The sequence below is a fragment of the Carboxylicivirga linearis genome (assembly GCF_018271995.1).
In the GTDB taxonomy this organism is placed as follows: Bacteria; Bacteroidota; Bacteroidia; order Bacteroidales; family Marinilabiliaceae; genus Carboxylicivirga; species Carboxylicivirga linearis.
Genome location: NZ_JAGUCO010000007.1, coordinates 74,289 through 99,905 on the forward strand (window position 1 = coordinate 74,289; position 25,617 = coordinate 99,905).

At 35.7% G+C, this 25,617-nt stretch carries 20 protein-coding genes and 2 tRNA genes; 13 read left to right on the forward strand and 9 right to left on the reverse strand.

The window, feature by feature from the left end; translation table 11 throughout:
• Positions 1 to 60 precede the first annotated feature (60 nt).
• The 5 genes from KEM10_RS11575 (at position 61) to KEM10_RS11595 (ending at position 7,818) form a co-directional block, all read left to right on the forward strand.
• Positions 61 to 1,308 (forward strand): MFS transporter, encoded by a 1,248-nt coding sequence (locus KEM10_RS11575; protein ID WP_212216165.1) that lies wholly within the window; start codon positions 61 to 63, stop codon positions 1,306 to 1,308.
• 53 nt (positions 1,309 to 1,361) lie between these two features.
• Positions 1,362 to 3,359 (forward strand): ComEC/Rec2 family competence protein, encoded by a 1,998-nt coding sequence (locus KEM10_RS11580; RefSeq protein WP_212216166.1) that lies wholly within the window; start codon positions 1,362 to 1,364, stop codon positions 3,357 to 3,359.
• A 139-nt stretch (positions 3,360 to 3,498) separates the two neighbouring features.
• Positions 3,499 to 4,839: a Trk system potassium transporter TrkA gene (trkA, locus tag KEM10_RS11585; RefSeq protein WP_212216167.1), complete on the forward strand. Its 1,341-nt coding sequence runs from the start codon at positions 3,499 to 3,501 to the stop codon at positions 4,837 to 4,839.
• Positions 4,840 to 4,931: 92 nt separating this feature from the next.
• Positions 4,932 to 6,317, forward strand: a complete 1,386-nt coding sequence (locus tag KEM10_RS11590; RefSeq protein WP_212216168.1) for a TrkH family potassium uptake protein — start codon at positions 4,932 to 4,934, stop codon at positions 6,315 to 6,317.
• A gap of 49 nt (positions 6,318 to 6,366) precedes the next feature.
• A complete protein-coding gene (locus tag KEM10_RS11595; protein ID WP_212216169.1) occupies positions 6,367 to 7,818 on the forward strand; it encodes a TrkH family potassium uptake protein in 1,452 nt (483 codons plus the stop codon).
• A gap of 20 nt (positions 7,819 to 7,838) precedes the next feature.
• On the opposite strand, the gene KEM10_RS11600 is transcribed toward KEM10_RS11595, so the two are convergent.
• Positions 7,839 to 8,453 (reverse strand): L-threonylcarbamoyladenylate synthase, encoded by a 615-nt coding sequence (locus KEM10_RS11600; RefSeq protein WP_212216170.1) that lies wholly within the window; start codon positions 8,451 to 8,453, stop codon positions 7,839 to 7,841.
• 212 nt (positions 8,454 to 8,665) lie between these two features.
• Between KEM10_RS11600 and KEM10_RS11605 the strand changes: the two genes are divergently transcribed.
• Positions 8,666 to 9,442 (forward strand): S1/P1 nuclease, encoded by a 777-nt coding sequence (locus KEM10_RS11605; protein ID WP_212216171.1) that lies wholly within the window; start codon positions 8,666 to 8,668, stop codon positions 9,440 to 9,442.
• 114 nt (positions 9,443 to 9,556) lie between these two features.
• On the opposite strand, the gene KEM10_RS11610 is transcribed toward KEM10_RS11605, so the two are convergent.
• Positions 9,557 to 9,629 (reverse strand) — tRNA-Phe (locus KEM10_RS11610).
• A 105-nt stretch (positions 9,630 to 9,734) separates the two neighbouring features.
• Positions 9,735 to 9,810: transfer RNA gene (locus KEM10_RS11615), tRNA-Phe, on the reverse strand.
• Positions 9,811 to 9,988: 178 nt separating this feature from the next.
• Here KEM10_RS11615 and KEM10_RS11620 point away from each other — a divergent pair.
• From KEM10_RS11620 to KEM10_RS11630, 3 genes are read left to right on the forward strand one after another with little or no spacing between them, the layout of a single operon-like run.
• A complete protein-coding gene (locus KEM10_RS11620; RefSeq protein WP_212216172.1) occupies positions 9,989 to 11,209 on the forward strand; it encodes a M16 family metallopeptidase in 1,221 nt (406 codons plus the stop codon).
• A 2-nt stretch (positions 11,210 to 11,211) separates the two neighbouring features.
• Positions 11,212 to 11,856 carry an O-methyltransferase gene (locus KEM10_RS11625; RefSeq protein ID WP_212216173.1) on the forward strand — a complete coding sequence of 215 codons (645 nt, stop codon included), beginning with the start codon at positions 11,212 to 11,214 and terminating at the stop codon, positions 11,854 to 11,856.
• Between the two features lie 49 nt (positions 11,857 to 11,905).
• Complete coding sequence (locus KEM10_RS11630; protein WP_244825781.1) at positions 11,906 to 12,409, forward strand: flavodoxin; 504 nt, start codon at positions 11,906 to 11,908, stop codon at positions 12,407 to 12,409.
• Here KEM10_RS11630 and KEM10_RS11635 read toward each other — a convergent pair.
• Positions 12,402 to 12,650, reverse strand: coding sequence for a hypothetical protein (locus tag KEM10_RS11635; protein WP_212216174.1), 249 nt, complete (start codon positions 12,648 to 12,650; stop codon positions 12,402 to 12,404). The genes KEM10_RS11630 and KEM10_RS11635 overlap by 8 nt on opposite strands.
• 188 nt (positions 12,651 to 12,838) lie before the next feature.
• Between KEM10_RS11635 and KEM10_RS11640 the strand changes: the two genes are divergently transcribed.
• The 3 genes from KEM10_RS11640 to KEM10_RS11650 all read left to right on the forward strand — a co-directional run bounded on the left by KEM10_RS11640 (position 12,839) and on the right by KEM10_RS11650 (position 17,639).
• Positions 12,839 to 13,549: a YebC/PmpR family DNA-binding transcriptional regulator gene (locus tag KEM10_RS11640; RefSeq protein WP_212216175.1), complete on the forward strand. Its 711-nt coding sequence runs from the start codon at positions 12,839 to 12,841 to the stop codon at positions 13,547 to 13,549.
• Between the two features lie 227 nt (positions 13,550 to 13,776).
• A complete protein-coding gene (locus KEM10_RS11645; RefSeq protein ID WP_212216176.1) occupies positions 13,777 to 15,147 on the forward strand; it encodes a dipeptidase in 1,371 nt (456 codons plus the stop codon).
• Positions 15,148 to 15,449: 302 nt separating this feature from the next.
• Positions 15,450 to 17,639 (forward strand): glutamine synthetase III family protein, encoded by a 2,190-nt coding sequence (locus KEM10_RS11650; protein WP_212216177.1) that lies wholly within the window; start codon positions 15,450 to 15,452, stop codon positions 17,637 to 17,639.
• A 77-nt stretch (positions 17,640 to 17,716) separates the two neighbouring features.
• Here KEM10_RS11650 and elbB read toward each other — a convergent pair whose 3' ends face one another.
• Positions 17,717 to 18,373, reverse strand: a complete 657-nt coding sequence (gene elbB, locus KEM10_RS11655) for an isoprenoid biosynthesis glyoxalase ElbB (RefSeq protein WP_212216178.1) — start codon at positions 18,371 to 18,373, stop codon at positions 17,717 to 17,719.
• Between the two features lie 62 nt (positions 18,374 to 18,435).
• On the opposite strand from elbB, the gene thpR reads away from it, so the two are divergent.
• Positions 18,436 to 19,020: an RNA 2',3'-cyclic phosphodiesterase gene (gene thpR, locus KEM10_RS11660; RefSeq protein WP_212216179.1), complete on the forward strand. Its 585-nt coding sequence runs from the start codon at positions 18,436 to 18,438 to the stop codon at positions 19,018 to 19,020.
• Here thpR and KEM10_RS11665 read toward each other — a convergent pair.
• From KEM10_RS11665 to KEM10_RS11680, 4 genes are all read right to left on the reverse strand, one after another.
• Positions 19,010 to 20,851 (reverse strand): alpha-amylase family glycosyl hydrolase, encoded by a 1,842-nt coding sequence (locus KEM10_RS11665; protein WP_212216180.1) that lies wholly within the window; start codon positions 20,849 to 20,851, stop codon positions 19,010 to 19,012. The genes thpR and KEM10_RS11665 overlap by 11 nt on opposite strands.
• Positions 20,852 to 21,013: 162 nt before the next feature.
• A complete protein-coding gene (locus KEM10_RS11670; protein WP_212216181.1) occupies positions 21,014 to 23,326 on the reverse strand; it encodes a family 65 glycosyl hydrolase domain-containing protein in 2,313 nt (770 codons plus the stop codon).
• Between the two features lie 64 nt (positions 23,327 to 23,390).
• Positions 23,391 to 24,050 carry a beta-phosphoglucomutase gene (pgmB, locus tag KEM10_RS11675; RefSeq protein WP_212216182.1) on the reverse strand — a complete coding sequence of 220 codons (660 nt, stop codon included), beginning with the start codon at positions 24,048 to 24,050 and terminating at the stop codon, positions 23,391 to 23,393.
• A gap of 26 nt (positions 24,051 to 24,076) precedes the next feature.
• Entirely contained in the window at positions 24,077 to 25,465 is a 1,389-nt protein-coding gene (locus KEM10_RS11680; RefSeq protein WP_212216183.1) for an MFS transporter, read from the reverse strand.
• Between the last annotated feature and the right edge of the window lie 152 nt (positions 25,466 to 25,617).

Sequence of the window (25,617 nt, forward strand, 5' to 3'; positions counted from 1 at the left end):
TTTTTTTGTATTTGTTTAAGCATATCTTCTTTCTTATTTTGGCAGTGTAATACTTAAATTATGAGTAAAAGGGGTATTAGCTATCAAAAGGATTTACAATTTTATAAATTCTGTGCCTACGGTTTTTTTAAGAATTTGCGTTTCTTCGATCCTTTTTTGTTATTGTTCTTTCTCGAAAAAGGAATTTCTTATGCTCAAATTGGGGTTTTATACGGTGTACGTGAAATAAGTATAAATATTCTGGAGGTTCCATCGGGTATAATTGCTGATATTGTTGGGCGAAAGCGATCTTTGATATTTGCTTTTGCGGCATACATTATTAGTTTTTTAATGTTTTATTTTCTAACGGGTTTTGTTGGTTTTCTTGTAGCTTTTGTATTTTATGGAGTTGGAGATGCATTTCGTTCGGGTACCCATAAGGCTATGATTTTAGCCTATTTGAAGAAGAATGGTTGGGAAGATTCAAAAACAGCCTATTATGGCAGAACCCGATCCTGGTCGCAAAGAGGATCAGCATTAGCATCCGTTTTAAGTGCCGCTTTCGTATTTTATACAGGATCTTATAAATTCATCTTTTTGATGTCAGTTATTCCTTATGTTATTGATTTATTTTTAATGATGTCTTATCCTTCCTATCTTAATGGAGATGGCAGGCAACAAAAGCATCATGTTGGACAATTGTTTAAAGAGTTTTTTACTTCAGTAAAACAAGCATTCTCTGAGTGGAAGCCTTTCCGTATTATTGTAACTACAAGTAGTTATACCGGATACTATAAAGCTGTAAAAGATTTTATTCAGCCATTGTTGGTTGGGTTGGCTATAAGTTTGCCTTTTCTTACCGATTTACCCGATAAAAAGAAATCTGCAATAGTAATAGGTGTAGTTTATTCAATTCTGTATTTAATTAATGCTATGGTGAGCCAACGTGTTTATAAAGTAGAAGCTTTATTTAAAGATGTATTATCGGGTTTGGTAATTATACAATTGTTTGGATGGATTGGAGGGGCGATAGCTGGAATTATGTATGTTTTGGAATGGAAGTTAATGGCAATTTTGTTTTTTGCATTTGTTTTAATTGTTCAAAATGCACGCAGACCCTTGGCTGTTAAATATGTAAGTGGAAATTTTGATGATAAAATTATGGCAACAGTTCTATCAGCAGAATCTCAAAGCGAAACTATTTTTACATCGGTTTTTGCTGTTGTCTTAGGCTTTTTAGTTCAGTACATGGGGGTTGGATATGGATTGCTTTGTATTTCTTCAGTACTTATAGTATTTAACTTTGCAATTCGGTTTTTTAAGAAGTAATAATTGAATTTACGTAAAGTATTTAATATATTGAATACTTTACGTAATATAAAATGGTTAAATTATTCTTTTCTTATTCTCCTTTTTTAAAGGTGGTTGTTCCCTTTATTATCGGAATTTGGCTTTTTAATCAGTTTGACATTTCAATTGTACTATTAGGGATTACAACCCTTCTTGTGATGTTGGGGTATGGGTTATTTGTTTATCTCTATCAGAAACGACCTGTCTTTAAATTAGGTTTTTTGTCAGGAGTATTAATGATTTTATTTATGATATGTTTTGGTGTTACATATCATTCTTTACGGGCGCCTGTAATCATTGATTCAATTAATGAGGTTTCATTTAAAGTGCAAGTAAGAAAGTGGATTGGTGAAACTGAGAAGAATAATAAATACAAAGCTAAAATTAAAAATGTCCCGCATGATTCACTACGTTACTTAATAAATAAAGATGGAATTATTTACGTTTCAAAATCTACGAATGATGTAAGAATAGGTTCAGGAAGTAATTTGAATGTCAGTGGCAGGTTACTGCCATTTGATGCTCCGGTAATGCCTTATCAATTTAATTATTCGCAGTACCTAAAGAATAATAGAATTTCTTTTCGTCTTATTGTATTCGATTCTGATTTATCTGCGGACAGCAATGGGTTCTCAGATCTGGAATTGTTCTTGATTAGTTACAAAGAATATTTAAATGAACGATTCCTGGAAAATGGAATGGGTAAGGAGGAGCTGGCAATTATTAATGCTATGTTTTTGGGAGATAAGCATCAGTTAACGTTTGAGCAAAAACAAGCTTTTGTAGATGCCGGCGCAATGCATTTATTAGCAGTTTCTGGGCTTCATGTTGGTATTATTTATCTTCTTGTTTCCGGGCTTTTTAAAAAACTATTTAAAAACCGAAAATCTGTTTTTATATCAGTGTTTATTACTTTATGGTTATATGCTCTGTTAACTGGTTTTTCGGCTTCGGTATTACGTGCGACTATAATGTTTTCTGTAATTGAGATAGGCAGGCTAAGTCAACGACGGATTTATATTATTAACCTGCTATCAATTTCAATGTTTATTATTCTCTTAATCGATCCCTTGTTTGTTTATAGTGTAGGTTTTTGGTTAAGTCATTGTGCAGTTGCAGGTATTGTTTTGTTCTATCCCTATTTTGATAGATTGATTTATTTTAAATTTCCTCCATTCAGATGGTTTTGGTCCATACTTGCATTGTCAATTACTGCACAATTAGGAGCACTTCCCATAAGCATAGCAACTTTTCATCAGTTTCCGGTATTTTTTGCTTTAACCAATTGGATGCTTATTCCAATTGTTACACCTGTTTTAGTATTAAGTGTTTTGGGAGCTGTATTTAGTCCGGTTTCTTTTTTAATGCAACTTATAGTTCCTGCTTTAAGCGATTTATTAAGCTATATGAATCATACAACAGAGGCCATAAGTGGACTTTCATATTCATCACTGCATCATATACCATTTACTTATTGGCAGATGGCTCTTTTGTTTATTGCGCTAATTACCTTGTTAATTCGTATTGAGCTGAAAACTCTTAAGAGCTTACAATTGTTCTTATTAATGGCGATATTATTTGTTGGAAGTCTACATCTTAATCGTTTAATAATGCCTGAAAAAGGAATAGTTGCAGTTGAAACAGAGAAGGGTATGGTTGTTAATTACTTTGATCCATTTGTGAATGAACTTATTGTTAGTGATAAAATGACGAAAAAAGAAATTGACTGGTTGTTTGATGGATTATGGTCAAATATAGGTGTCTCAAATAAACCTGTGATTTATCAACAATGTATGAATGCTGATTCGGTTTTTAACGCTAGGATGGTTAATGGAAGATCAGTACTGGTTGTGAGGAAATATTTAAAGAAATCCCCTATTGCCATAGATGAGAAGTTTGATTATATATTCAATGTTCAAAGCGATAATAGCCCCCTAAATGGAGATGGAGAAGATTTGAATTGTATTATGTTGTATGGAGGCGGTTTGAATAGTGTTGGTGATAAAAAAAATAGCATTATGAAACCCTAGTGTTTCATAACGCTTGCGGGCATCTTGCTTAATTAGGATGTTATTTCTATCAATATTATTTGGATATATGCCCTTATTATATCTTAATTTGCGATGTTTTTTGCCTTGGGTAATTTTAGGGAAATAGATTTATATCATCATGAGGATTTTTATTGCAGGAGCAGGAGAGGTAGGTACACATCTGGCAAAGATGTTTTGTAATGCCAATCATGACGTAATACTTATGGATGAAGATGAGGAAAAGCTTAAACAAGTAGATTCTCATTTTGATCTGATGACCATTGTTGGAACCATTTCTTCAATTGAAGATTTGAGAGAGGCCAATGTTAAATCATGCGATTTATTTATTGCTGTACCGCCTTATCAGGATATGAGTATTCTATCTTGCATATTAGCCAAGCAGCTGGGGGCTAAAACAACGGTAGCAAGGGTTAATAATCATGAGTATTTGATGGAGGAAAATAAATTATTTTTCAAGAAGTTGGGTATTGATGAGTTAATTTATCCTGAACAATTAGGGGCTAAAGAGGTCCGTGCATCATTAAAACAGGTAGGTACACGTCAGATGTTTGAGTTTACCGGAAGTAAGTTGGTGATGTTTGCTTTAAAGGTTCGCGATAATGCTTTGATTGTTGGTAAAACATTAGCTGAAATATCGGCTATGTATGAAAAGCAGGAATATAATGTGGTTGCCATTCTAAGAAGTGGAGAAACAATTATTCCTCGCGGTCAGGATGTATTGAGACATAACGATTTGGTTTATGTTATTACTACCAAGTCGGCTGTTAAGCAGGTGATGGTTGATGCCGGTAAAAAACAGTTTGAGATTAAAAATGTAATGATCCTTGGAGGAAGCCGTATTGGTAAAAAAGTAGCTGAAGGCCTGGAAGGAAAATACAATATTAAGCTGATTGAGATTGATAAAGAACGAGCTATTCGTCTGGCTGATCAGTTATCAAATACATTAGTGATAAATGGTGATGGTCGTAACCTGGAGTTGTTGAAAGATGAAGGGATTAAAAAGATGGATGCCTTTGTTGCTGTTACAGGTAATTCAGAGGTAAATATTCTGGCTTGTCAGTTGGCTAAGAAAATGGGAGTTCCCAAGACGGTTGCTGAGGTTGAAAATATCGATTACATCGATTTAGCTGAAAATATTGGTATTGGTACTTTGATTAATAAGAAATTAATTGCTGCGAGCCATATATACCGATATACCTTAAGGGCGAATGTTTCTCATGTAAGATGTTTAACGGCTACTGATGCAGAGGTTTTAGAGTTAACCGCTCAACCAGGATCAAAAATTACCAAAGGTCCATTGCGTAAGTTAGGTCTTCCAAAGGATGTGAATATTGGTGGAATTATTAGAGGGGAATCTGCTATTATAGCAACAGGTGACACTGTTATCGAACCTAATGATAAAGTTGTGATGTTTGCTATGCCTTCAGGGATTCCTAAGGTTGAAAAGATGTTTAGCTAGATATACTGGCATTTTTTTGTACATAACCCATGTTGAATAAAAAGTTTATCATTAATATCCTCGGGCTAGTTCTTGTGTTCGAGGCCTTGTTTATGCTTGTGTGTGCCTTGGTGGCATACTTCTATCAGGAAGGAGATACATTGGCATTAACCTATTCGGGTTTAATTGCAATGGGAGTAGGTGGATCTGCCTGGCTTCTGACCCGTAATGTTCCAAAGGATCTGATTAAGCGTGAGGGATTTATTGTAGTTACATTTGTATGGATTGTAATTGCTTTATTTGGCAGTTTACCTTACATATTAAGTGGAACGGTTCCTCGTTTTACAGATGCTTTTTTTGAATCTATCTCAGGATTTACTACTACCGGAGCTTCAGTAATAACCGATATCGAAGGTTTGCCTCACGGAATATTATTATGGCGCAGTGTAACTCATTTGCTTGGAGGAATGGGAATTGTTGTGTTGGCTGTTGCTATCTTACCTTATTTCGGTTTTGGTGGAATGCAGTTGTTTAATGCTGAAGCAGGAGGTGTTACCAATGAACAATTGCATCCGCGTATAGCTAAAACAGCAAAGAGTCTGTGGGGGATATATGTTTCGCTTATCGGACTTGAAACTATTTTTTTGGTTTTAGGCGGAATGCCTATGTTTGATGCTTTGTGTCATAGTTTTGGTACCATTGCATCCGGTGGATTCTCAACCAAGAATGATAGTATGATGGGATATTCACCATATATACAGTATGTGGTGATTGTTTTTATGTTTTTTGCCGGAACAAACTTTACCTTGTTTTATTTTTTGTGGAAAGGAAAATTTAAAAAGGTAATTGAAAATAAAGAGTTGCAATTATACGCCTTAGTGGTTTTGGCTGTGGCGGTATTAATCGCTGGTACACTTGCTTTGTATGATCATTTTCCTGCTGAGCCATCATTTCGGGCAGCACTTTTTCAAGTGGTTAGTATTGTAACAACAACCGGATTTGTGTCAGCTGATTATACTGCCTGGCATCCGTACTTCACATACGCTATCTTTTTATTAATGTTTATGGGAGCTAGTGCAGGAAGTACTTCTGGAGGTATAAAGATTATGCGTCATCATATTCTGGTGAAAAATACAATGTTGGAATTTAAACGTCTAACGCATCCTTTGGCAGTTTTTTCATTAAAGATTAGAGATAAAGCTATTCCTAAAGAGGTTGTGTTTAAGGTAATGGCATTTGTTATTTTGTATTTTGTCATCTTCACTGCAGGATCTTTTGTTCTTACTTTTTTAGGGATGGATATGAATTCAGCAATGGGAGCTGCCGCTACAACAATGGGAGGAATTGGCCCGGGGTTAGGGACTGTTGGACCAATGAATAATTTCCTTTCTGTTCCCGAGGCTGGTAAGTGGGTATTATCTTTACTGATGCTGTTAGGGCGTTTGGAATTATTCTCTGTGTTGATACTTTTTTCACCGCATTTCTGGCGAAATAAATAAGTCTGCTTATTTTTACTGCTAATTGACTGGTTACACTTGACTTTATAACATGTTGAATTCAAGGTTTATTTTATTGGTTCTTGGGCTGCTATTGGTGGTTGAAGGTGTATTTATGTTGTTGTCTGCAGGGATTGCAGCCTTGTATAATGAGTATGATTTACCGTATCATCTGATATCTTCAGGAATTTGTATTTCTATAGGAGGTACTATTGCAGGAATATTCTTCAAAGCACCAAAGGATATAGGTAAACGAGAAGGGTACCTTGTGGTTACAATGGTTTGGGTGGTATTCTCCATTTTTGGATTACTTCCATTTTGGTTGAGTGGTGCTATTCCTTCTTTTACAGATGCTTTTTTTGAAACAATTTCTGGTTTTACAACAACCGGTAGTAGTATCTTAAACGATATTGAGGCCTTACCTCATGGTTTGCTGTTCTGGCGTAGTTTGATTCAGTGGCTGGGAGGAATGGGAATCATAGTACTATCTTTAGCTATTTTACCATTGTTAGGAGTTGGCGGGATGCAGATGTTCGTTGCTGAGGTCCCAGGGCCGGTTCCGGATAAGTTACACCCACGAATAAAAGAAACAGCAAAGCGCCTTTATGGTATTTATGTATTATTTACTTTGGTTGAAGCTTTATTGTTGGTATTAGGTGGGATGACACCTTTTGATGCTATTTGTCATTCTTTCACCACTATGGCTACAGGTGGATATTCAACCAAACAAGCCAGTATAGCATATTATGATTCGTCTTACCTGCAATATGTAATGATCTTTTTTATGTTTTTGGCAGGGGCTAACTTTACCTTGTCATTTAGTGCTCTTAAAGGACGTTTTTCGAAGGTGATAAAAGATGAAGAATTTCAATCGTACTTTGGGATTGTAGTTGGCATGAGCCTGGTTGTGGCAGTGGTGTTGTATTTTACCGGAGGATCTGAAGGGATAGAACAAAGTGTAAGAGATAGTCTTTTTCAGGTAGTATCTATTATAACTACAACAGGTTATGCTACTGCTGATTATTTATTGTGGGCGCCTTTCTTAAGCATCATCATCTTCTTGTTGATGTTTTTTGGTGGATCAGCCGGATCAACGGGGGGAGGAATTAAAATAGTTCGTATAGTATTGTTGATGAAAAATAGTTATTACGAACTAAAGCGATTAGTTCATCCAAATGCAGTAATTCCGGTTCGATACAACGAGCGTGCTGTTGGGCAGGGAATCATTACTAATGTGTTGGCTTTTATTGTAATTTATATGATGATAGTGGGCTTGAGTATGATTGTTATGAGTATGATGGGATATAGTCTTGATACGTCGCTGGGAGCTGTAGCTACCTCAATAGGTAATATTGGTCCGGGCTTGGGCGAAGTGGGACCAGCATCGAACTTTTATAATATACCGGCCTTTGGTAAATGGTTTCTATCTATTTTAATGTTGATTGGTCGTTTAGAAATATTCACCGTAATACTAATCTTCTCTCCTTATTTCTGGAAAGAATAAAGGGCGCAATAACGGTTTAATTAAAATTCAACAATACCCAATCCTTGACGGGTAATTTCCAATTCGTCACTGGTGCAGTCTATGATGGTGGATGGTTCGTTACCACCATAACCGCCATCAATTACAATATCTACCAGATCTGAAAATTTTTCGTGGATTAATTCAGGATCAGTACTGTATTCAAGTATATCATCATCTTCTTTAACTGAAGTGGATAGAATGGGGTTGCCAAGTAAATCAACCAAAGTGCGTATTATGTTATTGTCGGGTACGCGAATACCTACCGTCTTTTTATTGTTTTTAAATAGTTTGGGAACATTGCTATTGGCATTTACAATAAAGGTAAATGGACCAGGTAAGTGTCTCTTCATCATTTTAAAAACATGATTATTTAATGGCTTGGTAAAGTCTGAAATATGGCTTAAATCATAGCAAATAAACGATAGATTAGCCTTCTTTAGATTAATGCCTTTAATGCGGGCCACTTTTTCAACAGCTTTTGCATTGTAAATATCACAGCCAATACCATAGATTGTGTCAGTAGGGTAAATTACCAGACCTCCATTGCGTAATACATCTACAACCTTTTTTAATTCTCGTTCATTCGGGTTGTTTTCGTATATCTTTAATAACATGTTTTCGGTATATTTGACCCTAAATTACTCTTTTATTCATTCACTTGGCAATAGTTGTTTAAAGAAAAATTATTTAAAGTTTTTTGCTTTATGCCAAATGCCAGAATTTGTGTGTGAATTCAGTAACATTGGTTCTGTAGAAAATTTTTAAAAAAAATAGATAGTTTCTGTGGTATAATTGTTGAAGAATCACACAACTTAAAATAGTTATAATGAAAAAAATGCGTTCTTATTTATTGCTCTTGAGTGTTTGTATATTATCGGTACAACAGGCTTCGGCTTGGGGAAGCACGGGGCATAGGGCTATTGCGGAAATAGCTTACGGTCAATTATCGGCTAAAACTAAAGCAAAAGTTAAAGATATTTTGGGTAACGATTATTTACCACTTTTTGCAAATTGGGCTGATGAAATTCGTTCCGATAAAGACAATCCATATAATAGTTTACCTCATTACGTAAATATGCCATTGGATGCGAAATATGAGCAAGCTGATAAAAATCCTAAAGGTGATTTAGTTTCTGTAATGGAAAATATGGTTGAGATGTTGCAAAGTAAAACATCATCCAATGAAGAAAAAGCTATTGCATTGAAGTTTATAATTCATTTGGTAGGAGATGCGCATCAGCCTATGCATGTAGCATTATCAGAAGATTTAGGAGGAAATAGGGTGGAAGTTCAATGGTTTCGACAAAAGAGTAATCTGCATAAGTTGTGGGATGAAGATTTAATAGATTATAGTCGGTTGAGTTATAAAGAGCTTGCTGTTTTTGCAGGAGAGCCTCAAAAGGAGGAGTTACGGGAATGGCAAAATATTAGTGTGGTGGATTGGATTGATGAGACTCATGAAATCACAAAAAATATTTATGAAAATCTGGGAGATAAGAATTATAGTTACGTGTATAACTATCAATATAGCCCGGTTGTGTATCAACAAATTCAAAAAGCCGGATATAGATTGGCGCTTTTTCTGAATAAATTGTTAGAATAGCATTGTAATTGGAAATGATATGAAGCACTTGTCGATATTCGTTAAGTGCTTTTTTATTTCAAGAAAGTTCTTAGATAAAAAAAAGGTTAACTTCTTTCGAAATTAACCTCTTTGTGGTGCCACCTGGAATCGAACCAGGGACACACGGATTTTCAGTCCGTTGCTCTACCAACTGAGCTATGGCACCATGTTATTTCTACCGAAGTAAAAATAACGAACAATAACCCTTTACCCTTTAATATTAGTCCTGTCCTCACAGAACTAATTAACCCTAAAATCAGTCTCTCAAGACTGGTGGTGCCACCTGGAATCGAACCAGGGACACACGGATTTTCAGTCCGTTGCTCTACCAACTGAGCTATGGCACCAATCATTAAAAATCCCCATTTATCGGGGCTTTCAGGAGCATTTCCGTTCAAATGCGGTGCAAATATACGGAAAGATTTTATAACACAAAATCATTTTTAAAATTTTACTTTTTCTTTTTCTGATGAGGTATGCTAATTTGCTTGATATTTAGTAATTTTGCGCCTCATAAATTTTTTAATGGAATATCAGAATTTTACACTGCCAAATGGTATTCGCATTATTCATAAGCAGGATAAGTCTCCTGTTGGGTATTGCGGATTGATAATAAATACGGGTTCACGCGATGAAGATGAAAAAGAACATGGGATGGCTCACTTTATTGAGCATGTCGTGTTTAAAGGAACCAAAAAAAGAAAAGCATATCATATTCTAAGTCGTTTAGATGATGTAGGTGGCGAATTAAATGCCTACACAACCAAGGAGGAGACATGTATTTATGCTTCATTTCTAAAGCAGGATTTTCAGCGTGCCATTGAGTTAATTCAGGATATTACTTTTAATTCTGTTTTTCCTGATAAAGAAATTGAGAAGGAAAAAGAAGTAATTGTTGACGAAATCAATTCGTATAAAGATAGTCCGGCAGAATTGATTTTTGACGAATTTGAAGAGATGGTGTTTGCGAATGATCCTATGGGAAGAAATATCCTGGGAACTCCTGAGCATTTGAAGACTTTTGGTAAAAAAGAAATTAAGCAATTTATCGATCGTAATTACAATACCGATCAAATGGTGTTTGCCAGCGTAGGAAATGTTTCATTTAAAAAAATTGTTGCCTGGGCTGAAAAATATTTAGGTCAGGTACCAACTAATCTTCGTCAGCATCAAAGGTTAGAGGTTAGTCCATATACTCCGCAGTCGTTAACCGTTGAAAAAGATACACATCAAAGTCATGTAATTATTGGGAATGTGGCATATGATTTTAAGAATCCTAATCGTTTGCATCTCCATTTATTAAATAATCTTTTAGGTGGTCCGGGAATGAATTCTCGTTTGAATATGGCTTTGCGCGAGAAGAATGGTATTGCTTACAATGTTGAATCATCTTATACACCTTATTTCGGAACCGGTGTTTTCTCTATCTATTTTGGAACGGATCAGGAAAATCTATATCGTTCTTTTTCCATTGTCGATCGCGAACTAAAAAAGCTTAAAACCAAAGAGCTTGGATCGTTGCAACTGCATAAAGCTATCAGGCAATTAAAAGGGCAAATGGCCATATCAGCCGATAATCGTGAGAATTTGATGCTGAATATGGGTAAGAGCTATTTAATGTATGATCAGGTAGATAGTTTGGAAAAAGTGTATAAAAAAATTGATACCATAACCGCCAAACAACTGCTTGAAATTGCCAATGAAATTTTGGCTGATAACCGATTGTCATATTTAATTTACCAATAATAATGGAGTATTCAATCGAGCTGGAACAATATATATTAGATCATATTGATGACGAAAGTGATGTTCTGAAAGAATTAAATCGTCAGACACATATAAAAATGTTACAGCCACGCATGTTAAGTGGTCATGTACAAGGGCAGATTTTAAAAATGCTGGTACAGATGATTGCTCCAACCAATGTGTTAGAAATTGGAACCTATACAGGTTATTCGGCAATTAGTATGGCGCAAGGTCTAGAAAAAGAAGGTGCTACTATAGATACTATTGAAATTAATGATGAGTTAGAACCATTTGTAAAGCCTTTTTTGGAAAAGTCGGGATTTGATAAAAAAATCAATCTTCATTTTGGTGATGCATTGGAGGTGATTCCTCAGTTGGATAAGATGTACGATCTGGTTTTTATTGATGGTGATAAAAGGGTGTATCCCGAGTATTACGACTTATTGATTGATAAAGTACGGCCGGGTGGATATATCTTAGCAGATAATATCTTGTGGGATGGTAAAATTGTTCAGGAGCTTCAAAAGAATGACAGATATACCAAGGGAATTCTGGATTTTAATGATCAAGTAAAGAGTGATGACAGAGTAGAGAAGGTTATTTTACCAATAAGAGATGGAATATTCCTGATTCGTAAAAAGCATTAAACTTTTTGAGAGGGAATATGTTTTCATCTAACATTAACCATTGTAAATTATGAAGACGGCGATATTCTACGGATCATCATTAGGAAATACTCATTTTGTTGCTGAAAAAATTCAGAAGCAATGGCCGGGAGCCGATTGTAAATCTGTAATTGATTTGCGAAGTGATGATATACTGAAATACGATTTAATCATTTTGGGAACTTCTACCTGGGGAGTTGGTAATTTGCAAGATGATTTTGAGCTTTTTGTTGATTTGCTTTTGTCCCTTGATCTGAAAGATAAAACATTTGCTCTGTTTGGTTGTGGAGATCAACAAACTTATCCCGATACCTTTTGTAATGGAATGGGTAAACTTTACTTTTTATTAAAAGAAAAGGGTTGGAATATTATTGGTGACTGGTCTACTGAAGGATATGATTTTTCAGAATCTGAAGCTGTGGTTGATGATCATTTTGTTGGATTGGCTTTAGATGAAGATAATGAGCCCGATATGAGTGATTATCGTATAGGTAAGTGGATTGAGCAATTACAAACTCAGTTAGCTATTAAGTGATTAATCGATCTAAATCCTGTTTTTCAAAAAGAGTAGGGTAGTCTTCAAGGAATTGTTCCATCACAACACGCATAACTGTTTCGCGCATGAACTTCGATTTATTACCTATTTTATACTTTTTGCAATAAGCTTCTATCGCCTCATTCTCCTTATCATTTAGTAGAAAGGTAGCTTTGTGCTTTCTAATCAAAGCTTTATCGCGGTTAAGTATAGCTAGTTCTTTCTTTTTATTTTTTGTCATGCGCTCATTAGCTTGTACCTCACAAAAATAGTAAAATACGCGCTATCTGAAAATTTATAATCAGCTGTCAAACCATAAAAGTGTTAACTGTTGTATTTGAATGATTAAAAATTTAGGCCTTCAGTATTGAAATTTAAAAATGAGCCTTAAATTTGCATTTTTATTTAAAACCAGATTAATATTATATAATGGGACGCGCATTTGAATATCGTAAGGCCACCAAATTGAAACGCTGGGGCACAATGGCCAAGACATTTACTAAGATTGGAAAGCAAATTACTATCTGTGTAAAAGAAAGTGGCCCTGATCCGCAAAGTAACTCTCGTTTGCGTGTTTTAATTCAGAATGCCAAGGCGGCTAATATGCCCAAGGATAATGTTGAGCGTGCAATTAAAAAAGCTACCAGTAAAGATACAGCCGATTATAAAGAGATTGTTTATGAAGGGTACGGACCTTTTGGAACTGCCTTTATGGTTGAAACAGCAACGGATAATCCAACCCGCACAGTAGCCAATGTAAGAAGTTACTTTAATAAGTATGGTGGTTCGTTAGGTACCACCGGTTGTGTTGACTATATGTTTGAGCATAAGTGTAACTTTAAGGTGGTGATGAAAGAAGGGGTTGACCTTGAGGAGTTGGAGCTTGAAATGATAGATTTTGGTATCGAAGAGATATTTGAAGAGGATGGCTATATGATGGTGTATGGTGAATTCGAAGCCTTTGGTCCTATTCAGAAATACCTTGAAGAAGCTGGCTTTGAAATTGAAAAAGCTGAATTTGAACGTATTCCTCAAGATACTAAAGAACTAACCGAAGAGCAGCATGCTGAAATAGATAAATTGCTGGCTAAGTTTGAAGAAGATGATGATGTATCTAATGTCTTCAACAATATTAAGTAGGTAATACTATAAAAACATTATAGGAGCGATAATCGATTGATTCGGTTATCGCTCCTTTTATTTAGAATAATTATAAAGAAGATGGCATAACATGAGATATGTCCTAGGTTGTTCGGTGAGATATACTTATTTTCATCATTAGAAATAGAAATATTTCTTTTAAGGTGATTGAATATGGAGTCAATTGCTTAATTATTATTAAATTATAAAAATATAAGCCAAATAATATGCAAGACTTAAAACAATACATTGAAGAAAATAAACAAAGATTTTTAGATGAGTTATTCGAATTAATTCGAATCCCATCTATTAGTTCAATTGCTGATCATAAACCCGACATGTACAAGGCAGCTGGTCAGTGGCAGAAAATTTTGTTGGATGCAGGGGCTGATAAGGCTGAAATTATGGATACAGCGGGAAATCCGGTAACATACGGTGAGAAAATAATTGATCCATCTTATCCAACGGTTATGGTATATGGTCATATGGATGTGATGCCTGTTGATCCAATTAATCTTTGGGATTCACCTCCTTTTGAACCAGAAGTAAGAGATGGTAAGATTTATGCGCGTGGTGCCGATGATGATAAGGGGCAGGCTTTTATGCATGCAAAAGCATTTGAATACCTAGTGAAGACGAATCAATTAAAGTGTAATGTTAAGTTTTTAATTGAGGGGGAAGAAGAAGTAGGATCTCCAAATTTACCGAAGTTTTGTGAGGAGCATAAAGAAATGCTTCAATCAGATGTAATTCTGGTTTCTGATACTGGAATGATTGCACCCGATGTACCAACTATTACCACAGGTTTAAGAGGATTGGCATACTGGCAGGTTGAAGTTACCGGTCCTAACCGTGATCTTCACTCTGGTTTGTTCGGAGGAGCAGTTGCCAATCCAATAAATGTGTTGGCTAACATGATTACTCAGATGGTGGATAATAATGGCCATATCACTATTCCCGGTTTTTATGATGATGTAATTGAGGTGTCAGCCGAAGAAAGAGCAATGATGGCTAAGGCACCATACAACGAAGATGACTATAAAAAAGCGTTGGATGTAGATGCTTTATATGGCGAAAAAGGCTTTTCTACAAATGAAAGAACGGGTATTAGACCTTCATTTGATGTATGTGGAATTTGGGGAGGATATACAGGCGAAGGTGCCAAAACAGTGTTGCCATCAAAAGCTTATGCTAAAATATCATCTCGCTTAGTGCCTGATCAGGACCATGAAAAGATAGCTGAATTGTTTAAAAATCATTTCGAATCCATTGCGCCTGACTATGTAAAAGTGGAGGTGGAATCTTTGCATGGAGGACAAGCTTACGTATGTCCGATTGATTTGCCAGCTTATAAGGCAGCAGAAAAGGCATGTGAAACTGTGTTTGGTAAAAAGCCTGTTCCTGTCAGGAGTGGTGGTTCTATTCCAATTATTTCAACTTTTGAAGAAATTTTAGGAGTGAAATCAGTATTGATGGGATTTGGTTTAGAATCGGATGCAATTCATTCACCTAATGAGAATTTTCCTTTGGAACAATTTTATAATGGAATTGAAACCATTCCATATTTTTATAAAAATTTTGCTGAACTAAGTAAATAACGAAAATTATAACACCTTAGGTTTAATGCCGGGAGTATTACTTTTTTAATAAAATTTGAAAGTCATCTATCCGAAAAATATGGGGTAGGTGACTTTTTTTATAAAAATGATTAAAGAAAGAGAGTTGATCTAATTAGAGGGTTATTTCTTTATTCTTTCGAAAAATATTCTGTTTTACTTGCAAAATGAAGGTTTTTTGTGTCAAAAAATAAAAAATTATCAAATTTGACCCCAAAAATGATTGTGATATGATAAAAAAATCTATTTTTGTTGCTGCTAACTCGATAAAAAATTAAGCGAATATGGCAAAACTTAGATTTCAAGCTCTTGGTGAGTTAATGAACAGGGAAGCAAAAGAAGTTGTATTCCCATCGGCAAAGGCAACCGACTACTATGGAGAATTAGTATTCAACATGGATGCCATGTCAAAGTATCTTGGTAAAGATGCTTACAAAGCAGTAAAAGTTGCGATTGATAAGGGAGAATCAATCGACCGTAAAGTTGCTGACACTGTAGCTTCAGGAATGAAAGCCTGGGCAATGGAGCGTGGTGCTACTCACTACACTCACTGGTTTCAACCATTGACTGATGGTACTGCAGAAAAACATGATGGTTTCCTTGATTATGGGGATAACGGACATATGATTGAGTCTTTCTCAGGTAAACTGTTGGCTCAACAAGAACCAGATGCATCATCATTCCCATCAGGTGGTATACGTCAAACATTTGAAGCACGTGGTTATACTGCATGGGATGTTTCTTCACCTGCATTTATCGTAGGTACTACTCTTTGTATTCCTACTGTATTTATTTCATACACTGGTGAAGCTTTAGATTATAAAACACCTTTCTTAAAAGCTCTTTCTGCAGTAGATAAAGCTGCTGTAGCTGTAGCTCAGTATTTCGATAAAGATGTACGTAAGGTTCACACAAATTTAGGATGGGAGCAAGAATATTTCTTGATTGATACTGCTCTTTACCAAGCACGTCCTGACCTTATTGTTGCTGGTAGAACATTAATGGGCCATTCATCTGCTAAAGATCAGCAGCTTGATGATCACTATTTTGGTTCTATTCCAGAGCGTGTTTCCAAATTCATGATTGAATTGGAGATTGAATCACATCGTTTAGGAATTCCAGTTAAAACTCGTCACAACGAGGTGGCTCCAAACCAGTTTGAGGTAGCTCCTATTTTTGAAGAAGCTAACTTGGCTAACGACCACAACTTGTTGTTGATGGATTTGATGAAGCGTGTTGCTCGTCACCACAAATTCGAAGTGCTACTTCACGAAAAACCATTTGCCGGAATCAATGGTTCAGGTAAACACAATAACTGGTCATTATCTACCGATAAAGGTGTAGTATTAATGGCTCCTGGTAAAAATCCAAAAGGAAATCTTCAGTTCCTTACTTTCGTTGTAAACGCTATTGCAGCTGTTTATAAGAGCCAGGATTTATTACGTGCTTCTATCTTAACTTCTTCAAACAGTCACCGTTTGGGAGCTAACGAAGCACCACCAGCAATTCTTTCTGTATTTACAGGATCTCAAATTGCTGATACTTTAGATAATTTAGCTGAAAAAATTACTGATCAGAAAATGACTCCTGATGAGAAAACAGCTCTTAAATTAGGTATTGGTCGTATTCCTGAGATTCTTTTAGATAACACTGATCGTAATCGTACATCACCATTTGCATTTACTGGTAACCGTTTTGAGTTCCGTGCTGTTGGTTCTTCAACTAACTGTGCTGCTCCGTTAACAGCTTTAAGTGCTGCAATGGCTCTTCAATTAGAAGAATTTAAGAAAGATGTTGATGCTTTGATTGCTAGTGGCGTTAAGAAAGACGAAGCTATCTTCCAAACTATTAAGAAAGTTATTTTGGAATCTAATCCTATTCGTTTCAACGGCGATGGATATTCTGATGAGTGGAAAGAAGAAGCTGCTAAGCGTGGTTTAACTAACATCACTTCTGTACCTGAGTCATTAACAAAGTATTTAGATGCTAATAGCAAGAAAATTCTTTGTGAAACAGGTATTATGACTGAGCGTGAGTTGGAAGCTCGTGTAGAGGTTGAGATGGAGAAATTCATGATGAAGATCCAGATTGAGTCTCGTACATTGGGTGATTTGGCTATTAACCATATCGTACCAACAGCAGTTGCTTATCAAACACAATTAATTCAAAACGTACAAGGAATTCGTGATATCTTCTCAGAGAAAGAGTTTAACGAAATTGCTGCTGCACGTAAAGAACTAATTAAAACTATTTCAGGACATATCTCAGCTATCAAAGCTAAAGTGAAAGATATGACTGAAGCTCGTAAGAAGTGTAATGTAATTGAGTCTGGTGAAGAGAAAGCCTTTGCATATGACAAAGAAGTTCGTCCTTACTTAGATGATATTCGTTATCATATCGATAAATTAGAATTAACAGTTGATAACGAGATGTGGCCATTGCCAAAATATCGTGAATTGTTATTCTCAAGATAGTAGAGTAAAATCTTACAAAATAAAAACGCATCGAATTTTATTTCGATGCGTTTTTTTTATGTTTTAAAAACAAATAATTAAATCATTTCAATGGTTGCTTTAACAACATTTTCGGCACCTTCCGCTATTTGAAGAATATTAGCATCCAACATATAACAAGGGGTAGTTGCAATTTTATTTGTTTGGTCGATCACCACTTCACCATGGTTTGTTTGCTTGTGAGTAGCCCCCATTTTTTCTATAGCGTCAGCAGTGCCTTTGTCTTGTCCAATGGTAACTTCAATATTTCCAAGTGCTTTAGCAATTACTGCCGGGGCAATGCATAATGCTCCAATTGGTTTTTTTGCTGAATGAGTTTCTTTGATGGCTCGCATTGTTTCTGATTCAACTGAGCTGTCAGCACCTTCAAAAGCAAAAGAGCTTAGGTTTTTAGCTGCGCCAAACCCTCCCGGCATCATCAATGCGTCAAAATCTGTTACATTAAATTCACTCAAAGGTTTAATAGCGCCCCGTGCAATACGTGCAGCTTCAATCATTACATTTCTTTCCTCATTCATTTCATCACCTGTGATATGATTTACCACATGGTGTTGGTTAATGTCTGGCGCAAATAATGTGTATTCAGCTCCTTGTTTGGCAATGGCCAACATTGTTAATACTGATTCATGTATTTCGGCTCCATCAAATACACCACAACCTGAAAGTATAACTGCAATTTTTTTTGTGTCTGACATGTTTAGTATTTTTAGTTAGTGAACTAAAATTACGAAAAAATGTAGCTCATAAATAAAAAAGGATGTCCGTTAAGATAAATTTAACACAAGCACTTATGTATCGTATTTTTATTGGGGTGCCAGTTGTAATAACTACTGATTTTCGGAATGAATTGGAATATCTCAGAGCTCTTTTATATCCGAATAAAGTATCATGGGTTAAAGAAGAGTTAATGCATATTACAGTAAGGTTTTTGGGAAATATTTCAGTTAATAAATTGCATTTGCTAAAACAAGAATTCGCTCAAATCAGATATGAGAAGCCCATTGAACTGAGTATTAATGGTGTGGAGTTGTTTGGCGCGAAACATTCACCTAAAGTTATTTATGCAGATATAAAAAATACTGAGCCATGGCTGGATTTATATGATAGAGTGAATGACATGTTGCGAGCTATAGGTTGCAATGACGATGCATATAGGTACACACCACATTTAACTTTAGGACGAATAAGAAGAGTAAAAGATGTGGCGAAGATAATTAGGGCATCAGAATGTAAATTAGAGTTAGAGCAGAAAAATTTACAACTTTGCTTATACCAAAGTCAATTAAGTCAGTATGGGCCTGAATATACTATCTTAGAATCGGTTCCCTTATCTAATTTTTAAGATGTAGAATAATGATTGATTTTGCTCCGATTAATAAATTGGTAAAATCATCAAAAGTTGATTCACTTACAATGTCATAGCCAGTTTTGTATTGGTCTAAAATTTCACTGTATTTCTTATTGTTGATTCGTATTGGATTTTCTGTATTATTGATAAAAATAAAGGCAGCTTTATCATTATATTTCCTGTAGTAAGCATAGGTCCCATCTTCCGGGGCAAACTGTACAAAATCACCCGTGAATAGATCGCTATTTTTATTTCTCCAATTGACTAATCTCAAAAAGTAATTGTAAAATTCACCTTCCTGAATATTGAAACCTGTTTGAGTGAATCCATTCTTGTTATCGTTTGACCAGCCGCCTGGAAAATCTTTTCTTACAAATCCTTTGCCTTTATTTATTAATCCATCAAGTAGCCATTCTGTGCCATAAAATACGCTCGGAATACCTCTGGTTGTTAGTATATAGCCTAACATCATCTTAGCTTGATTTAATTCCTTATCTGCATCTGAAAACAAGCGAGATAGGTGATGATTATCAGCCATTACAATATTACCATATGGATATTGGTATTTATAATCTTCAGTTATTGTTGTATAAATTGCTTGGAGACCTTGGTTATTTTCATTGAAAATTGAAAAGGCATCAGATAAGGATTCGGCAATTGGATAATCGGTAATATGAATTTGTTCCTTTGTGAAGCCTGAAGCTATGGCAATGTTTTGCCAGAAATTGATATTAATATCAGAAGGAGAATGGTCAGATACAATTGAAATATTTGGAAAATTACTATGAACAGCTTCAAACAGATGTTTTAGAAAAGCAGGAGAATTGCGGTTAATTTCGTCTATTTTTAAAATATCAACCTGAGATGTTTCTAACCACCAAATGCAATTTTGTATGAGCAGGTTTTGCACACTTTCGTTACTTTGATTTAAAACCGGCATATTTAACTCCTGCCAGGTGCCATAGGCTATTTTTTTATCGTATTCTGATGAATATGGATCCGTTGAAATAACCTTATGAGTAGACTCGTATTTAAATTCAGAATTATGAAAGAAAGAATTAGAAGGAGGATTGATACTAAATGGATGATATTTACCTAATTGATGGAATATCATGGTTTTCATAACCTTCAGGTTTTTCTGATGGCATAAATTAATAAGATTCAAATATTCTGAAGTCTCTCCCAGGCGTTTGTCAATACTGTAACTATCAGTTATACCATTTTTTTGGTATGACATAGTCATCAGGTTGCTTTCAAAAACAGGTAGAATATCAACACAGGTAAAACCCAGGTTGGATATGTAGTCAATTGAAGATGTGATTCCAGCAATATCACCGCCATGGATACCCATTGGGTTGGTACGATCATTTACTTCAAAATAGCCACTTATTTTATCGTTTTTGGTATCTCCATTTCTAAAACGATCAGGAACAATTTGATAGATAATGTCTTTGCTCGATAAAGCCTGTTGTATATAGGTAGAACGGCTTTGTATACTAAATTCAAAAGATCCTGTATTTCCACGCGAGTCTCTGAAGTTGATGGGGAACGTTCCAGCTGATACTTGTTCTGATATTTCGATATCGATAAATAGGAATTTGTTATTCTTATCGCTATAGGTTTTTAAAATTTTAACACCAGGGTAATTGATTGTTGCATAGGCTTTACCATCAAATTCAGCAGAAGAGGTGAGAGTAATAATATTCCTATTCATTTGAGTCCACCAGTTCGCAGGTTGAACATTTACATCGATGTTACGTGCAACAGCACTAACTGAAACTAAAATAGATAGTAAGGTGATTATAACTTTTTCTATGCGGTTCATGGTTACAATTGGTTGAAGCTCTTTTTCAATAATATAGTAATAGTTAATGAAAAAGCAAAACGTTTTTCCCCGGTGTAATATTAATAAAAAAAGGAGTCTTATGACTCCTTTTTTTATTAAATAAACTATTCATCGTCCATTTTCATTGAATACCAAGTGTATTTAGTGAGCTTCAGTTTCAACTATTTGATGAGGTTCAGCTTTAATTAATTTGCCGTATACATACAGTTCAATTGGATTGTCGGAATGAGAAACAACTTCAATCTTATCCTTCGAAACAATAACTTCCAAGTCATTATTCATGAAAGTAAGTCGGAAAGCATATTTCTTCCATTGTTTTGGAATGATCGGATTCAAATAAAGTTTTCCATCATAAACGCGTTTACCTCCAAATCCTTCTACAACAGACATCCACGTGCCGGCCATTGAAGTAATGTGCAAACCTTCATGAGCTTCATGATTGTAATCATCTATATCGAGACGAGAAGTACGCAGATACATCTCATAAGCCTTATCGGTTAAGCCTATTTTAGCTGCTAATATGGAGTGTACGCAAGGAGATAATGAAGACTCATGCACGGTGCGAGGTTCATAAAATTCGAAGTTTCGCTTGATTGTTTCCAGATCAAACTCTTCTTCTAAAACATAAATACCTTGTAAAGTATCGGCTTGTTTGATATAGCAGCTACGTAAAATTCTATCCCACGACCAATATTGATTAATAGGGCGCTGTTTGGGATCCAGATCTTTTACCAGTATATGCTCCTTATCCATATAGCCGTCCTGTTGCATAAATACATTAATCTCTTCATTGAAAGGGAAATACATCTGGTCGGTAATCTCTTTCCATTTGGCTAACTCTACTTCTGCTTTAAAATTTGTTTTGTTGCAGATTTGATTGAATGCATCAGCATTATTTTGCTTTACTTTTGCAATGGCTTCGGTTGTATATTTCATACACCAGGTTGCCATTTTATTGGTATACCAGTTGTTGTTGATGTTGTTCTCGTATTCGTTAGGTCCGGTAACCCCCAGCATTACGTACTTTTTCTTTTCACCCGACCAATTCACTCTTTGGCTCCAGAATCGTGAAATGCCAATTAATACTTCCAATCCATATTCTTCAAGATACTTAAAGTCGTTAGTATGACGTATGTAATTGTGAATGGCAAAAGCAATGGCTCCGTTACGATGAATTTCTTCAAAAGTGATTTCCCACTCATTATGACACTCTTCGCCGTTCATGGTTACCATAGGGTAAAGAGCAGCACCATCTTTAAAACCAAGCTTTTCAGCGTTTTCAATAGCCTTATCGAGTTGTTTGTAACGATAAATGAGTAGGTTACGTGTTACATTTGAAGGAGCAGTAGAAATAAAAAATGGTATACAATATGCTTCCGTATCCCAGTAGGTACTACCACCGTATTTTTCACCAGTAAACCCTTTAGGTCCAACGTTTAATCGTTCATCCTCTCCTGTGTAGGTTTGATGAAGATGGAAGATGTTAAAGCGAATACCTTGCTGAGCAGCAATGTCTCCTTCTATTTTTATATCGCTATGTACCCATTTTTGCTTCCATTCATTAGAATGAGATGAGAAGAGTTGATCAAAGCCCTTATCAAATCCAGCCTTTGTTGATTTCTTAGTTGCAACCAGAATATCGTTTTTGCTATAATTTAACGAGCTGGTTACACCCACTATTTTTTCTATAGAAAACTCTTCACCTTCCTTTACTTCTTTTTCAAAGCGATTTCCGACCCAGGCCTCTTTTTTCATTATTTCTGGTTGGATCTTAACTTCAACACCTTGAATAAATGTTTTTGTCATCATACCAAAACCAGCTCTGAAACCTAATTTTTTTGTCTCAGTTACTATGTATGCCTCTCCGGAGTGAGCTTCCATATCAATTAGATTCCAGAATTTTTCATCGTAGTTGGAATCTTCATTCTCCACATCTCCATCCAGATAAGGAGTGAATGATATTTTACCTTCGAAATTTAACGGAGTAACAGAATAGCGAATGGCACCAATTTCTGTATCAGCCATGCTAACAAAACGTTTAGCTGTTACCGCTACTTTTTTGCCATCGTCCATTATAGCCGTAAATTCCCTAAGTAAAAATCCTTCCTGCATATTCAGAACACGTCTGAAATTTTCTGTTTTACAAGTGTATAAATCCAGAAAGTGACCGTCTATCTGAACGTCAATACCTATCCAATTGGGACTATTCAAAACCTTGGCAAAATACTCAGGGTAACCATTTTTCCACCAACCAACGCGGGTTTTATCCGGATAATAGATTCCAGCTACGTAGCTCCCTTGTAAGGTTGGGCCAGTATAGGTTTCTTCAAAATTGGCTCTTTGACCCATTTTTCCATTACCTAAACTAAATATACTCTCTGATGATTTATGATTTTCCGGTTGAAATCCCTCTTCTATAATGTTCCACTCATCGTGGATTAAATATTCTCTCATTTTCTACTTTTTTAAGGTTTATCAGTTGTAAACATTTCTGCAAACACTTAAATCAATCAATTAGCTATTCCTTTTCTAAACTGATTAGTTTATTGTAATCCATTTGATGTAGCCCATCAACTACCATATGGGCTTTTCCTAATACGCTGGCAGAACCAATTCCTACGCATCTCATATTGCCTGCTAGAGCTGCTTCAACTCCTGCTTCGGCATCTTCAAAAACAACACATTCTTCAGGTTGTACATTTAAAGCCTCAGCTCCTTTTAGAAATACTTCGGGATTGGGTTTGGCTTCAGATACCTTTGTTCCATCAATAATAGCCTCAAAAAGGTTGGTAAGTTCCAGTCGTTCAAGAATTGTCATGGCATTTTTGCTGGCAGAACCTAATGCAATCTTAATGTCTTTAGCTTTTAATTCTTTTAAAAATGATTTTGCGCCCGGAAGAATTTCATCCGGTTTCATCTTTAATATAAAAGTTCTGTAGTTTTCATTTTTTTTGTCGGCCAGGCGCAGTTTTTCTTCATCTGTAAGAGTTACTCCACCTATTTCCAGTAATATTTCCAGGGATGTCATTCTGCTAACTCCCTTTAAGCGTTCATTGTCTTTTTCAGTAAAGTCAAATCCAAGTTCTTTCGCTAATTCTCGCCAGGCTATATAGTGATACTTGGCTGTGTCCACAATTACCCCATCTAAGTCAAATAGACAAGCTTTTATCTTTCCCATGATTTCTTTTTGATTTACGACTGTACTTAATTATTTGTTTTTACAAAGAAGACGGATATTGCACCCAATATCATACTAACACCTGCAATTACAAGCATAAAAATAGCTTCTCCATCAAAGAAGTACTTTAGTATTGATCCGGCAACTAATCCGCTTAAGATCTGAGGACCAGCAATGGTGAAATTGAAGATTCCCATAAACACACCCATCTTATCGGCAGGTATTGATTCAGATAAAATAGCATAAGGCATAGCCAAAATACCGGCCCAGGCTATTCCTATTCCAATCATTGGAATCATCCACATTACAGCGCTGGAAGGAACATCAACCTGTGTAAATAAAAGGTTCAAATGTACCATATCACCTCCTTGAAAGAATAGGGTAGAGATATAAGCTATTCCTCCGATTAATAAGGTTATGCTGTATACAGTTTTTCTTCCTAACTGGTTTGCTAATTTCGACATTTGGGTTGAAAACAAAGCGGCAAATAAACTGTAACCTGCAAATAAAATTCCTACCCAATCACCAGCATCCTGAGCTCCTTGAGATGCACTTTCACCAATGGCTTCGCCCCAAACATGTTGCGAAACGGCAGGTGTTGTATACACCCACATGATGTAAAGTGCAAACCACGAGAAAAACTGAACAATGGCCAGTTGGAGCATTGTTTTAGGTGTAATTCTCAAAAGTCGAAAGAATCCGATAAATCCTTTGTAGCGAGGATCTGTTTCTTTTGTTTGATCCAATCCTTTATATTCAGCATATTCCTCTGGCGGATATTCTTTTGTTCGTAGAACAGTCCAAATAACCGAAAGAAGTAAAATGCTTCCACCAATGTAAAAGGACCAGATAACGGATGGAGCTACTGTTCCGGGATCTGAAGTGTTAGCAATATTGAGTACGTTGGTAAGGATAAAAGGAAGTATGGATCCTAATACTGCACCAGCATTAATTAAGAAACTTTGAGTTGAATACCCAAGGTTTCTTTGTTCTGATGGTGTCATGTCGGCTACCAATGCCCGAAATGGCTGCATAGTAATATTAAATGAGCCATCCATTAAGGCAAACATAAATAAACCAAATAATAGCACAGGCATAACAGAAACCACGACTGATGCATTAGGCATTAAAAACATGGAAATAGCAGCGACAATTGCCCCGCCTAAAATGTAGGGGCCTCTTCGTCCGAATCGATTCCATGTGCGGTCACTTGCCGAACCTACAATAGGTTGTACTATTAAGCCCATCAACGGTGCTGCTATCCAAAAAAGGGGTAGCGCATGTAAGTCGGCACCTAAATTGGAAAGAATTCGACTAACATTGGCACTTTGAAGTGCAAAACCCATTTGAATTCCAAGGAAGCCGAAGCTTACATTCCAGATTTGCCAAAAAGATAGTTTTGGTAGTTTCTTCATCTTTTATCTATTATCAATGATCACAATATTGATTGATGTATCTCTTATAATGGTAATTAACATAGGCTCAAATCATCAACTGATTGAGTTAATATTAATTATTCCAGATACATCTATTTACAGCATAACTACTGTACCACTAAAATGATGTT

What these genes read in the sequence shown, in the direction of transcription:
- KEM10_RS11575 (WP_212216165.1), top strand. Translation starts at nt 61, where the DNA reads ATGAGTAAAAGGGGTATTAGCTATCAAAAGGATTTACAATTTTATAAA.
- KEM10_RS11580 (WP_212216166.1), top strand. Translation starts at nt 1,362, where the DNA reads ATGGTTAAATTATTCTTTTCTTATTCTCCTTTTTTAAAGGTGGTTGTT.
- trkA (WP_212216167.1), top strand. Translation starts at nt 3,499, where the DNA reads ATGAGGATTTTTATTGCAGGAGCAGGAGAGGTAGGTACACATCTGGCA.
- KEM10_RS11590 (WP_212216168.1), top strand. Translation starts at nt 4,932, where the DNA reads ATGCTTGTGTGTGCCTTGGTGGCATACTTCTATCAGGAAGGAGATACA.
- KEM10_RS11595 (WP_212216169.1), top strand. Translation starts at nt 6,367, where the DNA reads ATGTTGAATTCAAGGTTTATTTTATTGGTTCTTGGGCTGCTATTGGTG.
- KEM10_RS11600 (WP_212216170.1), bottom strand. Translation starts at nt 8,453, where the DNA reads ATGTTATTAAAGATATACGAAAACAACCCGAATGAACGAGAATTAAAA.
- KEM10_RS11605 (WP_212216171.1), top strand. Translation starts at nt 8,666, where the DNA reads ATGAAAAAAATGCGTTCTTATTTATTGCTCTTGAGTGTTTGTATATTA.
- KEM10_RS11620 (WP_212216172.1), top strand. Translation starts at nt 9,989, where the DNA reads ATGGAATATCAGAATTTTACACTGCCAAATGGTATTCGCATTATTCAT.
- KEM10_RS11625 (WP_212216173.1), top strand. Translation starts at nt 11,212, where the DNA reads ATGGAGTATTCAATCGAGCTGGAACAATATATATTAGATCATATTGAT.
- KEM10_RS11630 (WP_244825781.1), top strand. Translation starts at nt 11,906, where the DNA reads ATGAAGACGGCGATATTCTACGGATCATCATTAGGAAATACTCATTTT.
- KEM10_RS11635 (WP_212216174.1), bottom strand. Translation starts at nt 12,650, where the DNA reads ATGACAAAAAATAAAAAGAAAGAACTAGCTATACTTAACCGCGATAAA.
- KEM10_RS11640 (WP_212216175.1), top strand. Translation starts at nt 12,839, where the DNA reads ATGGGACGCGCATTTGAATATCGTAAGGCCACCAAATTGAAACGCTGG.
- KEM10_RS11645 (WP_212216176.1), top strand. Translation starts at nt 13,777, where the DNA reads ATGCAAGACTTAAAACAATACATTGAAGAAAATAAACAAAGATTTTTA.
- KEM10_RS11650 (WP_212216177.1), top strand. Translation starts at nt 15,450, where the DNA reads ATGGCAAAACTTAGATTTCAAGCTCTTGGTGAGTTAATGAACAGGGAA.
- elbB (WP_212216178.1), bottom strand. Translation starts at nt 18,373, where the DNA reads ATGTCAGACACAAAAAAAATTGCAGTTATACTTTCAGGTTGTGGTGTA.
- thpR (WP_212216179.1), top strand. Translation starts at nt 18,436, where the DNA reads ATGTCCGTTAAGATAAATTTAACACAAGCACTTATGTATCGTATTTTT.
- KEM10_RS11665 (WP_212216180.1), bottom strand. Translation starts at nt 20,851, where the DNA reads ATGAACCGCATAGAAAAAGTTATAATCACCTTACTATCTATTTTAGTT.
- KEM10_RS11670 (WP_212216181.1), bottom strand. Translation starts at nt 23,326, where the DNA reads ATGAGAGAATATTTAATCCACGATGAGTGGAACATTATAGAAGAGGGA.
- pgmB (WP_212216182.1), bottom strand. Translation starts at nt 24,050, where the DNA reads ATGGGAAAGATAAAAGCTTGTCTATTTGACTTAGATGGGGTAATTGTG.
- KEM10_RS11680 (WP_212216183.1), bottom strand. Translation starts at nt 25,465, where the DNA reads ATGAAGAAACTACCAAAACTATCTTTTTGGCAAATCTGGAATGTAAGC.